At 76.9% G+C, this 13,355-nt stretch carries 8 protein-coding genes; 6 read left to right on the top strand and 2 right to left on the bottom strand.

What is annotated here, in order from left to right; all coding sequences use genetic code 11:
* Positions 1–6: 6 nt before the first annotated feature.
* On the bottom strand, positions 7–957 hold the full coding sequence (locus ACFO3M_RS17855) for a chemotaxis protein CheB (RefSeq protein WP_387991844.1): 951 nt from the start codon (positions 955–957) through the stop codon (positions 7–9).
* Positions 958–1,105: 148 nt separating this feature from the next.
* Here ACFO3M_RS17855 and ACFO3M_RS17850 point away from each other — a divergent pair, with 148 nt between their 5' ends.
* From ACFO3M_RS17850 to ppk2, 5 genes are all read left to right on the top strand, one after another.
* The gene (locus tag ACFO3M_RS17850) at positions 1,106–1,471 is read left to right on the top strand and encodes a phage holin family protein (protein WP_387991841.1); all 366 of its coding nucleotides are present in this window, start codon (positions 1,106–1,108) and stop codon (positions 1,469–1,471) included.
* 181 nt (positions 1,472–1,652) lie between these two features.
* Positions 1,653–6,557 carry an NAD-glutamate dehydrogenase gene (locus ACFO3M_RS17845; RefSeq protein WP_387991838.1) on the top strand — a complete coding sequence of 1,635 codons (4,905 nt, stop codon included), beginning with the start codon at positions 1,653–1,655 and terminating at the stop codon, positions 6,555–6,557.
* A 205-nt stretch (positions 6,558–6,762) separates the two neighbouring features.
* Complete coding sequence (locus ACFO3M_RS17840) at positions 6,763–8,106, top strand: alkaline phosphatase (protein WP_387991835.1); 1,344 nt, start codon at positions 6,763–6,765, stop codon at positions 8,104–8,106.
* Between the two features lie 164 nt (positions 8,107–8,270).
* Complete coding sequence (locus tag ACFO3M_RS17835; RefSeq protein ID WP_387991832.1) at positions 8,271–8,996, top strand: lysophospholipid acyltransferase family protein; 726 nt, start codon at positions 8,271–8,273, stop codon at positions 8,994–8,996.
* A 21-nt stretch (positions 8,997–9,017) separates the two neighbouring features.
* Positions 9,018–10,085: a polyphosphate kinase 2 gene (ppk2, locus tag ACFO3M_RS17830; RefSeq protein WP_387991829.1), complete on the top strand. Its 1,068-nt coding sequence runs from the start codon at positions 9,018–9,020 to the stop codon at positions 10,083–10,085.
* A gap of 60 nt (positions 10,086–10,145) precedes the next feature.
* Here the strand turns inward: ppk2 and ACFO3M_RS17825 are convergent, their stop codons facing one another.
* Positions 10,146–11,573, bottom strand: a complete 1,428-nt coding sequence (locus ACFO3M_RS17825) for an amidase (RefSeq protein WP_387991826.1) — start codon at positions 11,571–11,573, stop codon at positions 10,146–10,148.
* A gap of 64 nt (positions 11,574–11,637) precedes the next feature.
* Here ACFO3M_RS17825 and ACFO3M_RS17820 point away from each other — a divergent pair, with 64 nt between their 5' ends.
* Positions 11,638–13,347 (top strand): DEAD/DEAH box helicase, encoded by a 1,710-nt coding sequence (locus tag ACFO3M_RS17820; protein ID WP_387991823.1) that lies wholly within the window; start codon positions 11,638–11,640, stop codon positions 13,345–13,347.
* Positions 13,348–13,355: the final 8 nt, after the last annotated feature.

The raw sequence follows: 13,355 nt of genomic DNA, 5'->3' as shown, positions 1-13,355 counted from the left end.
CGCCGGTCAGCCGCCGCCGGCCTCGCCGCGGACCTGGGCGGCCCGCGTCTCGGCCCGCTCGGCCGCGCGCAGGTGCTCGTCCCTGCCGCCGGTGCCGAGCTCGGCCAGCCGGCGGTGCACCGACGCGATCTCCAGCAGCTTCGACGCGGCGTTGTAGACCGCGCTCTCGACGGCCTGGCGCTGCGCCTCGAGCAGGCTCTGCGCCGACCACGAGTGGCCGACGTGGCAGGTCCAGCTCACCGACCCGTCGGCGGCGTTCTCGAACATGCCGCCCTGGCACTCGGGGCAGCCGAGGGCCGCGGGGACACCCAGGTCGGTCTCGGCTGTCGGTCCGCCGGCCATCTGCGGACTCCTCTCGTCGGACGGGGCGCCGGCGGTGGGCGCCGGGGGAGCAGGGCTGCCGACCAGCTCGGCGACCAGCGGCCCCAGCTCGGCGGCGGGGGCCGCGCGGGCCCGGCGCACGACGGCCAGCGCCGCCCGGGGCATGGCGGACACCCGCGCCTCACGGGGGTCCTGCACCAGCACGCGGCCGTCCTGCGCCGCGACGGCGGCCGCCCCGAGGGCGCCGTCGTCGAGCGCGCCGGACAGGACGACGGCGACCACGCCGGCGCCGTGGGACAGCGCGGCGCTGCGGAACAGCACGTCGACGGCCGGCCGCTGCCGGTTGACCCGCGGCCCCCGGGTGAGGTGCACCCGGCCGTCGCGCACGACCAGGTGCCGGTCGGGCGGTGCGACGACGACCTGCCCCGGCACCAGGGCCCCGCCCTCCGTGGGGTGCCGCACGGGCAGCGGTCCGGCCCGGGACAGCAGCTCCGGCAGCCGGCTCTCACCGGTGGGGGACAGGTGCAGGACGACGGCGACGGCGGCCGGCAGGTCGGCGGGCAACGCCGCCAGCAGTTGCCGCAGGGGGTCCACGCCCCCCGCGGACGCACCCACGACCACCAGCCGGTCCACCACGGCGCACCCCCTCACCGTCCGCAGTGCCCACACGGACGCGCCCGCACGCACGTCGAGGCCGCTCTACGGCTCTCTAGCGCGGACGCCAGAGAGCGGTAGAGGCGTGCAGGACCAGGGGACTGCCAGGTCCGGCCACTAGCGTGGACGCGTGATCAGGTTCGCGCTCAAGGTCGTCGTCATGGCCCTGGCCTTCTACGGCCTCACGCGGCTGCTGCCGGGCATCCAGATCGACGGCAACGAGAACGGGGCGCTCGGCGTCAGCGGCACCTTCCTCTGGGTGGCGCTGCTGTTCGCCGTCGTCAACGCGGTGGTCGGGCCGATCCTGCGGTTCCTGTCCTTCCCGGCGATCCTGCTGAGCCTCGGCCTGTTCCTCCTGGTCGTGAACGCCGCGCTGCTCGGCCTCACCGCCGCGCTGTCGGACCGGCTCTCGGTCGACGGCTTCGGCACCGCGATCCTGGGCGGGCTCGTCCTCGCCGTCGTCGGCTGGGCCGCCGACCAGCTCCTGGACCGCTAGACGAAGGACCCCGCTGCCCCCCACCGCTCGCAGGCTCGCGGCGGGCCCCTGCAGCGGGGCTGTTCCAGCGCGTCACCTGGCTCGCGGCGGGCCCCTGCAGCGGGGCTGTTCCAGCACGTCACCCCGCCGGGTGGCCGCGTCGCGCTGACGAGGTGGCACGGGCGGGTTAGCGTCGCCGGACATGAGCACCACCGGCGTGGACACCGTCGTCCCCGACCGACCGGAGGACGACGTCCCGCCGGGACTGGTCGCCCTCGAGGCCGCCAACGAGGAGAAGCGGGCCCTGCTCGCCGAGGCCGCGCGCGCCGCCGCCGACGACGCCGACGGCGGGCCCGACCTGCCCGCCGGGTGCGGCACCGCGGACCTCCCGGCCCTGCTGCAGCGCTACTACTGGAGCGAGCCGGCCGCCGAGGTCCTCGGGCACGACCCGGCCGACCTCGCCGGGCTGGCCCTGCGCCACCTCCGGCTGGCCGGCGTCCGGGCGCAGGGCGCGGCCACCGTCGTCGTCGAGCGGCTGGGCGACGGGCGCGGGCTGCTGCTCGTCGTCACCGACGACATGCCCTTCCTCGTCGACTCGGTGACCGCCGAGGTGGTCCGGCAGGGCGTGGGGCTGCAGCACGTCGTGCACCCCGTGGTCGTGGTCCGGCGGGACGTCTCCGGCGTGCTGCGGGCCTTCTGCGACAGCCCCGGCACGGCCGTGGCCCGCTGCGGCCCCGACGCGCTGGCCGAGTCGTGGATGGCCGCCGTCCTGGACGGCCCGCTCGACGACGAGGCCGCCGGTGACCTGGTCGCCGGGCTGCGCACCGTGCTCGCCGACGTCCGCGCCGTCGACGAGGACGCCCCGCGCACCGCCGCCCGCGCGCTGGAGCTGGCCACCCGGCTGGAGGAGCGCGGCAGCGCCGACACCGCCGACCCGGCCGACGACCCCGCCGAGGCCGCGGCCCTGCTGCGCTGGCTGGCCGACGGCAACTTCGTGTTCCTCGGCGCCCGCGAGGTCGAGGTCGGGACCGCCGTGCGCGCCGTCCCCGGCACCGGCCTGGGCGTCCTGCGCAGCGACACCGGGACCGCGCTGCCGGAGGCCGCCGGCCCGCTGGGCCCGGCGCTGCTGACGGTCACCAAGGCCGACATCCGCTCGACGGTGCACCGCCGCGCCTGGCTGGACCTGGTCGCGGTGACCGAGCCCGCCGACGGCGACCGCCCCGCCCGCCAGCACCGGCTGGTCGGGCTGTTGCCCTCCGCGGCCGCGGCGGCCAACGTCCGCGACGTGCCGCTGGTGCGCCGCCGCGTCGCCGAGGTGGTCGAGGGCTCCGGCGTGCCGGCCGACAGCCACACCGGCAAGACGCTGGTCGACGTCCTGGACACCCTGCCGCGCGACGAGCTGTTCCAGGCGTCGGCCGCCGAGCTGCTGCCGGTGGCGCTGGCCGTGCTCTACCTGCAGGAGCGCCGGCAGACCCGGCTGTTCCTCCGCCTCGACCCCTACGGCCGGTTCTGGTCCGCGCTGGTCTACCTGCCGCGCGACCGCTACACGACCGAGGTCCGCCTGGCGATGCAGCGGCTGCTGCTGTCCCGCCTGGGCGGCCGGGACATCGAGTTCACCGCCCGCTCCACCGAGTCGGTGCTGGCCCGGCTGCACTTCGTCGTCCGACTGCCGGTGGGCCGGGGCGGGACGCCGGCGCTGCCCGACGTCGACGCGGAGGCGCTGCAGCAGGAGCTCGCGGCCGTCGCCCGCAGCTGGACCGACGACCTGTCCGACGCCCTGGCCGAGCGGTACGGCCCGGACGGCGACCAGGTCCTCGCCCGCATCGCCGACGCCTTCCCGGCCGCCTACCAGGAGGACTTCCCGGCGGCGACGGCCGTCGAGGACCTCGCCCGCCTCGACGCGCTGCCGCCCGGCGAGCTCGGCCTGCGGCTGCGCCGACCGCGCGGTGCCGACGCCACCGAGCCGCGGCTGACCGTCTACCGGGTGGGGGAGCGGCTGCTGCTGTCCGACGTGCTGCCGGTGCTGCAGCACATGGGCGTCGACGTCGTCGACGAGCGGCCCTACGAGATCGACCGGATCGGCGCCCCACCGGCCTGGATCTACGACTTCGGGCTGACCGCCCCCGGCGGGGAGCTGCCCTTCCCCGGCTCGCTGCCCGAGCGGTTCACCGAGGCGGTCGCCGCGGTGTGGCGCGGCGACGCCGAGGACGACGGCCTGGGCGCGCTGGTGCTGCTGGCCGGGCTCAACTGGCGGCAGGTGACGGTCGTGCGCGCCTACGTGCAGTGGCTGCGCCAGGCCGGGCTGCCCTTCGGCCAGCGGTACGTGGAGACGACGCTGGCCGCCCACCCCGACGTCGTCGCGCGGCTGGTGGCGCTGTTCGAGACCCGGTTCTCGCCCGGGCGCGAGGCCGGCCGGGCCACCCGCCAGGAGGCGCTGGCCGCGTCGCTGCGCGAGGCCATCGGCCGGGTCGACACCCTCGACGCCGACCGCGTGCTCACCAGCCTGCTGGCCGCCGTCCTCGCCACCCAGCGCACCACCTACTACGCGGGCGGGCCGCTGGCGATCAAGCTCGACTGCCGGACGGTCCCCGACCTGCCCGAGCCGCGCCCGGTCCGCGAGGTGTTCGTCAGCTCCCCGCGGGTGATGGGCGTGCACCTGCGGTTCGGCGCGGTGGCCCGCGGCGGGCTGCGCTGGTCCGACCGCCGCGAGGACCTGCGCACCGAGGTCCTCGGCCTGGTCAAGGCGCAGATGGTGAAGAACACCGTCATCGTGCCCACCGGCGCCAAGGGCGGCTTCGTCGTCCGCAACCCCCCACCGGAGGGCGCCTCCCGCGAGGAGGTCCTGGCCGAGGGCCAGGCCTGCTACCGGCTGTTCATCGGCGCGCTGCTGTCGCTCACCGACGACCTGGTGGGCGGGAAGGTCGTGCCCCCGGAGCGGGTGGTCCGCCACGACGGCGACGACGCCTACCTCGTCGTCGCCGCGGACAAGGGGACGGCGACCTTCTCCGACATCGCCAACGCCGTCGCGCTCGAGCGCGGGTTCTGGCTCGGCGACGCCTTCGCCTCCGGCGGCTCGGTCGGCTACGACCACAAGGCCATGGGCATCACCGCCCGCGGCGCGTGGGAGTCGGTGACCCGCCACTTCCGCGAGCTCGGCGTCGACGTGCAGAGCCAGGAGTTCACCGTCGTCGGCATCGGCGACATGAGCGGCGACGTCTTCGGCAACGGGATGCTGCTGTCCGAGCACATCCGGCTGGTGGCCGCCTTCGACCACCGCCACGTGTTCGTCGACCCCACCCCCGACGCCGCGACGTCCTACGCCGAGCGCCGGCGGCTGTTCGACCTGCCCCGCTCGTCGTGGGCCGACTACGACCCCGCGCTGATCAGCGCGGGCGGCGGCGTGTGGCCGCGGACGGCCAAGGCGATCCCGGTCAGCGAGCCGATGCGGGCCGCGCTCGGCCTCGACGCCGACGTCGACACGCTCTCCCCGGTGGAGCTCGTCCGCGCGGTGCTGCTGGCCCCGGTGGACCTGCTGTTCAACGGCGGCATCGGCACCTACGTCAAGGCCGCCACCGAGAGCCACCTCGACGTCGGCGACAAGGCCAACGACGCCGTCCGGGTCGACGGCCACCGGCTGCGCGTGCGCGTGGTGGGGGAGGGCGGCAACCTCGGCCTCACCCAGCGCGGGCGGGTGGAGTACGCGCTGGCCGGCGGCCGGGTGAACACCGACGCCATCGACAACTCCGCGGGCGTGGACACCTCCGACCACGAGGTGAACATCAAGATCGCGCTCAACGAGGTGGTGGAGGCCGGCGTGCTCGACGCCGACGGCCGCGCCGCGCTGCTGGCCGACATGACCGAGGAGGTCGCGGCGGCCGTCCTCACCGACAACCACGCGCAGAACGCCGCGCTCGCCGTCGAGGTGACCTCCGCGCGCAGCCTGCTCGACGCGCACGAGCGGTTCATCCGGGCGCTGGAGCGGTCGGGGCGGCTGGTCCGCGCGGTCGAGGCGCTGCCCGACGACCGGGCGCTCGCCCAGCGGCGCCGCGACGGGCACGCGCTGACCAGCCCCGAGCTGTCGGTGCTGCTGGCCTACGCCAAGCTCGAGGCGGGCGACGCCGTCCTCGGCTCCGACCTGCCCGACGACCCCGCCCTGGCCCGGCTGCTGCGCGAGTACTTCCCGGCCCCGCTGCGCGAGCGGTTCCCCGACGCGGTCGAGGCCCACCCGCTGCGCCGGGAGATCATCGCCACCGCGCTGACCAACCGGGCGGTCAACACCGCCGGCGTGACCGGGCTGTTCCGGCTGGCCGAGGAGAGCGGGCTCGACCTCGCCGCCGTCGTCCGGGCGCACGCGGTGGCCCGCGCGGTGTTCGACGTCGACCGGCTGTGGGACGCCGTCCGGCCGCTGGACAACCGGGTGCCCGCGCCGGTGCAGGTGGAGCTGCGCACCGAGGCGACCCGGCTGGCCGAGCGGGCGGCGCGGTGGCTGCTGCGGCTGCCCGAGATCGGCGCGCACCCCGCGGCGGGGATCGCCGCCCTCACCGAGCGGTTCGCCGGCCCCGTGGCGGCGGTGCGGGCCGGCCTGCCGGGCTGGCTGCTGGGCCACGAGGCCGCCGCCTACGCCGAGCGGGCGCGGCGGCTGCAGGCCGCGGGCGTGCCGGCCGGGCTGGCGGGCGAGCTGGCGGCCGCGCCGCTGCTGCCGACGGCCCTCGACCTAGCCGTCGTCGCCGAGCGCACCGGCGCGCCGATCGAGCTGGCCGGGCGGGTCACCGAGGAGCTGGCCGAGCGGCTGGCGCTGGTGCCGCTGCGGGAGCTCGTGACGGCGCTGCCCCGGGACCGGCGCTGGCCGTCGATGGCTCGCGCGGCGCTGCGCGACGACCTGGCCGCCGAGCAGGCCGAGCTCGCCGTCGAGGTGCTGGCCGGGCGGGGGAGCGGGAACGACGCCTCCCCCGATGCCACGACCCTGGTCGCGGGCTGGGTGGAGGGCTGGGACCCCGCCCAGCGGCGGGCCGCGGCCCAGCTCGCGGACATCGCCGCCGGCGACCGGCACGACCTGCCCGAGCTGCTGGTCGCCGTCCGGACCCTGCGGGGCCTGCGCCGCCGCTGACCACCGGCGCCGCCACCGGGCGCCGCTGGGAGGCGGCTGTGCGGTCGCTGTGAGGGGTCGGTCCGTCACGGTCCGACCGGACCGGCCGCGGCCCGGAACGCCGGTGGTGCGTCGCCTGCGCGAGTGACCCGGGTCACGTCCCACGGTGGGGCGTCCCCCCGGCGGTGCGACCGGTCGCCGGGGGCCCGGCGACGAGAGGACGACCATGACCGACCCGAGGACAGGACGGCGGCTGCGGACGGCCACCGTGGTGGCGGTGGCCGGCGGCACGCTCGCGCTGCTGCCCCTGACGGGGGCGTTCGCCGGTGGGGGCGGATCCGCGCACGGCGGCGGAGGACACGGCGGCGGCCACGCGGACGGGCACCCGCGCAGCGTCATCTTCATCACCGGCGACGGCATGGGCGCCGCCCACCGCGAGGCCGCCCGGCTCGACCAGGTCGGCTTCGACGGGCAGCTGGCGATGGACTCGCTGCCGATCGCCGGCCTGCAGACCACCGACGCGCGGGACCCGGAGGACACGGTCACCGACTCCGCGGCCGGGGCGTCGGCCTGGGCCACCGGCGTGAAGACCTACAACGGGGCGATCAGCGTCGACGTCGACGGCGAGCCGCTGCCGACCGTCGGGCAGCAGGTGGAGGACGCGGGCCTGGCCGGCGGCATCGTGACCACCGCGCAGGTCACCGACGCCAGCCCCGCGGCGTTCTTCGCCAACAGCACCGACCGTGCCGCGCAGGACGACATCGCCCGCCAGTACCTGGAGCGCAGCCGGCCCGAGGTGGTCCTCGGCGGCGGCGAGGACTGGTGGCTGCCCGCCGGCGACGAGGGCACCCACCCGCCGCGCACCGGCGACACGGAGGACCCGGAGGTGTCCCGCAGCACCCAGGGCGACCTGGTCGCGCGGGCGCAGGCGCAGGGCTACGAGTACGTGAGCACCGCCGAGGAGTTCGCCGCCGCCGGCTCCGGCCCGCTGCTCGGGCTGTTCGCCAACGAGGAGATGTTCCAGCAGCGGCCCGAGGGCCAGGGCGACGAGTTCGACCCCGCCGTGTCGCTCGCCGACATGACCACCAAGGCCCTCGACGTCCTCTCCCAGGACGAGGACGGCTTCTTCCTCCTCGTCGAGGAGGAGGCCGTCGACGAGATGGCGCACAACGACAACGGCACCCGCGTGCTCGAGGCCATGCGGTCCCTCGACGCGGCCGTCGCGGTGGCCCGGGCGTACGTGGCCGAGCACCCGGACACGCTGCTGGTCGTGACCGGCGACCACGAGACCGGTGGGCTCGCCATCGAGGACGTCGACCCCGAGGACGAGAGCGGCCCGGGCGGGACCCTCGACCCGTCGATCGCGGGCGGCACCGAGTCCGGCGAGGACGGCCCGTTCGCCGTCGCCGGCACCGGGGGCGCCCACGACTTCGCCCTCGACTGGACGACGACCGCGCACACCGGCGTCCCGACCGTCGTCACCGCGGAGGGCCCGGGCAGCGAGGACCTGACCGGCTACTACCCGAACACCCACCTGTACGACGTCGTGACGTCGGTGCTGTTCGGCTGAGCGCACCACCCCGGGGCCCGGGGCCGGCGCACCGCCGGTCCCGGGCCCCGGCCGTGGAGGGGTTCCCCGGGCCGTCGCGGGATCTCCGCACCGGCGTCACCCGGCGGACACCCGGGGCACCGACCCTGGCGCGCGGATCCCCGTCCCGGAACCTGGAGGGCCCCGTGGACCACGGCACCCCGTCCCCCGCCCGCACCGCGATGACCCCGGTGCTCGCCCGCACCGCGATGACCCCGGTGCTCGCCCGCACCGCCGTCCGCGCCGCCACCGCGACCTGGGGCGGCGCGCGCCGGCAGCAGCGGCTGCGGGTGTGCACCGCCGCCGACCTGCTCCTGGCGCGGGGCCTGCGCGTGCGGGTGGTCAACCCGGCGCTCGCCTGGCCGCGCGGCCCCCGGCTCGTCGTCGCCAACGCCGCAGGCTGGACCGACGTCCTCGCACTGGCCACCGTCGTCCCCGGCACCCCGGTGGTCGACGCCGCGCTGGCCGGCACCCCGCTGCTGCGCGCGCTCGCCCGCCGGGGCGGGCTGCTGGTCGACGACGGCAGCGGCGCCGTCCGCGCCGGGGTCACGGCCCTGCTGCGCGCCGGGGGCACGGTCACCGCGCACCCCGGCGGCCCGGCGGAGGGGGACGACCCCGGCCGGTTCCGCGCCCGCGCGCTCGCCCCCGCCGTCGACGCGCAGGCCGCCGTCTGCCCGGTCGCCGTCCGCGAGGTGGACGGCGGCGTCGTCGAGGTCCACCTGCTGCCCGCCCTCGCGCCCGGCCGCGACGCCCGGGCGCTGGCCGCGCTCGCCGAGTACGCCGTCGCGCACGTGCTCGAGTCCGGGGCGCCCGCCCCGTCGCGCCCCGGGCGTGCCCGGTCCAGGGTGGGGTACGGCCGGTCCCGGACGTGACCGACCCGGGAGGGGGACCCCGTGCAGCCCGACACCGCCGTCGACCGCGATGCCGCGCAGGAAGGTGCCGCGCAGGAAGGTGCCGCGCAGGAAGAGGCCGTGCAGGACCGGGGAGGGGACCCTCCCGGCACCACCGAGGCGCCGAAGGAGGCCGAGGTCCTCGACCTGAGCCGCTGGCGGCTCAACGCCCTGCCCGACGAGGACAGCGACGAGGACTGGGACGACGACCGCGAGCTGTTCGACCCCGAGGGGCGGCGGGTCGAGACCTGGCGCGAGGGCTACCCCTACACCGAGCGCATGGAGCGCCGGGAGTACGAGATCGAGAAGCGCCGCCTGCAGATCGAGCTGCTGCACATGCAGAGCTGGGTGAAGGACACCGGGCAGAAGCTGGTCATCGTCTTCGAGGGGCGGGACGCCGCGGGCAAGGGCGGCACGATCAAGCGGTTCACCGAGCACCTCAACCCGCGCGGGGCCCGCGTAGTGGCGCTGGACAAGCCCTCCGAGCGCGAGCAGACGCAGTGGTACTTCCAGCGCTACGTGCAGCACCTGCCCGCGGCCGGCGAGATCGTGATGTTCGACCGGTCCTGGTACAACCGCGCCGGCGTCGAGCGGGTGATGGGCTACTGCACCGACGAGCAGTACCGGCAGTTCCTGCAGGACGCGCCGGAGTTCGAGCGGATGCTCGTCGACAGCGGCATTCTGCTGTTCAAGCTCTGGTTCTCGGTGTCCCGCGGGGAGCAGCGCAGCCGCTTCGTCGTGCGGCAGATCGACCCGGTGCGGCAGTGGAAGCTCTCGCCCACCGACCTCGCCAGCCTCGGCAAGTGGGACGCCTACACCGAGGCGAAGGAGGCGATGTTCCTCCACACCGACACGCAGCACGCGCCGTGGACGGTCATCAAGAGCAACGACAAGAAGCGCGCCCGGCTCGAGGCGATGCGGCACGTGCTGTGCCGGCTGGACTACGACGACAAGGACTGCGACGTCGTCGGGGACCCCGACCCGCTGATCGTCGGCTCGGCCGCCGACGTGCTGGAGGAGTCCTCCGACACCCCTATCGCCCCGCCGCCGCCCCGGGCGGTCCGTCGCTGAGGCCGTCGCTGCCCTCGTCTGCGGCTCTCTAGCGCCGGGGCTAGAGAGCCGCAGACGGCGTCAGAGCGCGGGCAGGCGGGGCGTCCCGAGCACCTGCTCGAGCGCGGCGGCCACCTCCAGCAGGCGCAGGTCGGCCCGCGGCGCGGCGACCACCTGCAGGCCCACCGGCAGGCCGTCGCCGGTGTACCCGCCGGGCAGCGACAGCGCCGGGCACCCGGTGGCCGAGACCAGCGTGCAGGAGCGCATCCAGCCCAGGTAGTCCGCCTGCGGCACGCCCGCGACCTCGGTGGGGTACTCCTGCTCCACCGGGAACGGCAGCACCTGGGTGGTCGGCGCCAGCAGCACGTCGAAGCGGTCGAAGAAGCCGACCACCTGCTCGTGCAGCCGGGTGTGCGCGAGCTCGGCCCGGGCGACGTCGGCCCCGCTGAGCGCCGCCCCGCGCGCGGCGTTGCGCCGGATGGCCTCCTTCACCTGCTCCGGCGAGCGGCGCACCACCTCGCCGTAGGTGGCCTCGAACAGCCAGGCCCGCAGGGTGCCGAACACCTCGTCGGCCTCGCGCAGGTCGGGGCAGGCCTCCTCGACGACGGCGCCCTGCGCCTCGAGCAGCCGCGGCACCTCCGCCAGCGCGCCCGTGACCTCCGGCTCGACCGGCACCAGCCCGCCGAGGTCCGGCGTCCAGGCCACCCGCAGGCCGCGCAGCTCCGCCGGGCGCGGCGCGGCGAACGACGCGCCGTCCTCGGACAGCGCGATCGGCACCCGCGGGTCGGGCCCGGCGATCGCCGACAGCGTCAGCGCGACGTCGCCGACCGTGCGGCCCATCGGCCCCTGCACCGACAGCGTCGCCCAGCCCAGCCCGGCGGGCCAGGTCGGCACCCGCCCGGGCGTGGGCCGCAGCCCGACCACGCCGCAGAACGCCGCCGGGTTGCGCAGCGAGCCGCCCATGTCGCTGCCCTCGGCCACCGGCACCAGCCCTGCGGCGAGCGCGGCCGCCGCGCCGCCGCTGGACCCGCCGGCCGACAGCCCGTGCCGCCACGGGTTGTGCGTGGCGCCGAAGAGCGGGTTGAACGTGTGCGAGCCGGCCGCGAACTCCGGCACGTTGGTCTTGCCCACCCGGACCGCGCCGGCCCGGCGCAGCCGCTCGACGACGAGCTCGTCGCGCGCCGGGACGGTGTCCGCGTGCAGCGGCGAGCCCCAGGTGGTCCGCATGCCGCCGGTGGCGTGGGTGTCCTTGTGCGCCACCGGCAGGCCGTGCAGCGGGCCGACCTCCTCCCCGGCCGCCAGCGCGGCGTCGGCGGCGTCGGCCGCGGCCCGGGCGCCCTCGGCGTCCAGGGTGACGATCGCGTTGACCTGCGGGTCGATCCGCTCGATGCGCGCCAGGTGCGCCTCCAGCAGCTCGCGCGCCGAGACCTCCTTCCCGCGCACGAGCGCGGCCAGCTCGGTGGCCGGGAGCAGGCAGAGGTCGTCGTCGACGGCGGGTGCGGGGGTCACCGGGGGAGGGTGCCACGCCGGGGTGCCGTGCCGGGGGTGGGCCACCGTGCCGGACACTGGGCGGGTGGACGGCGAGGACACCCAGCAGCAGGCCGACGAGACGGTTGCCCCCGACGGCGGGACCTTCGCCGACCTCGGCCTGCGGCCGGAGCTCCTGGCGGCGCTGTCGCGCCTCGGCTACGAGGAGCCGACCCCGATCCAGCGCGAGGCGGTGCCGCCGATGGTCGCCGGCCGCGACCTGCTCGGCCAGGCCGCCACCGGCACCGGCAAGACCGCCGCCTACGCGCTGCCGGTGCTGCAGCGGCTGCCCGACGACCGCCCCGGCGGCGACCCGCTGGCCCTGGTCCTGGTGCCCACCCGCGAGCTGGCTATCCAGGTGTCGGAGGCGCTGCACCGCTACGGCCGCGACCTCGGCGCCCGGGTGGTGCCGGTCTACGGCGGCCAGCCGATCCCGCGGCAGCTGCGGGCGCTGGAGGCCGGGGTGGACGTCGTCGTCGCCACCCCCGGGCGGGCGCTGGACCTGCTGCAGCGGGGCAGCCTGCACCTGGGCGGCGTCGCCACCGTGGTGCTCGACGAGGCCGACGAGATGCTCGACATGGGCTTCGCCGAGGACCTCGAGGCGCTGCTGGACGAGGTGCCCGAGGAGCGGCAGACGGTGCTGTTCAGCGCCACGATGCCGCGCCGGCTCGACAGCATGGCCCGCCGCCACCTGCGCGACCCCCTGCGCATCCAGGTCGCCCGCGAGGTGCCGGTGGCGGGTGAGGCGCCGCGGGTCCGGCAGACGGCGTTCGTCGTCGCCCGGGCGGCCAAGCCGGCGGCGCTGGGCCGGGTCCTCGACGTCGAGAGCCCGACGGCGGCCATCGTCTTCTGCCGCACCCGCGACGAGGTCGACGACCTCACCGAGACGCTCAACGGCCGCGGCTACCGCGCCGAGGCGCTGCACGGCGGGATGAGCCAGGAGCAGCGGGACCGGGTGATGGGCCGGCTGCGGTCGGGCACCGCGGAGCTGCTGGTGGCCACCGACGTCGCCGCCCGCGGGCTGGACGTCGAGCAGCTCACCCACGTCGTCAACTACGACGTCCCGGCCGCGGCGGAGACCTACGTGCACCGCATCGGCCGGGTCGGCCGCGCCGGCCGCGAGGGCGTGGCGATCACGCTGGTCGAGCCGCGGGCCCACCGGATGCTCAAGACGATCGAGCGGGTCACCGGCGCGCCGATCCACGTGGAACGCGTCCCCACGGTCGCCGACCTGCGGGCCCGCCGGCTGGAGCTGACCCGCGCCGCGCTGCGGGAGAGCCTGCTCGGCGACGACCTCGAGCGGTTCCGCGCCGTCGTCGAGACGCTCACCGACGAGTTCGACGTCGTGGAGGTGGCCCTGGCGGCGGTCAAGCTCGCCCACGAGGCCACCACCGGCCCGGACGACGACGAGGAGATCCCCGAGGTCACCCTGCGCCCGGAGCGCCCGCGGCGGGACGGCGACCGCGGTGACCGGGGCCAGGGCCGCCCGCCGCGCTCCCGGTCGGGCGGCGGCGACACCGAGCGGGTGTTCATCGGCGCCGGCCGCAGCGCCGGCGTCCGCCCGGGCGACCTGGTCGGCGCGATCGCGGGGGAGACCGGGCTGCGCGGCCGCGACGTCGGCGCGATCGAGATCGCCGAGCGGTTCAGCCTGGTCGAGGTGCCCGCCGCCGCCGCCGAGGAGGTCGTCACCGCGCTGCGCGCCAGCACGGTCAAGGGCCGGAAGGTGACCGTCCGCCGGGACAGGCAGCGGGAGTGACGGACCCG

The organism is Geodermatophilus arenarius, from assembly GCF_042654585.1.
GTDB classification, from domain to species: domain Bacteria; phylum Actinomycetota; class Actinomycetes; order Mycobacteriales; family Geodermatophilaceae; genus Geodermatophilus; species Geodermatophilus arenarius.
Note: the sequence above shows the minus strand (reverse complement) of the source record. Positions and strands in the feature narration are given on the sequence as shown.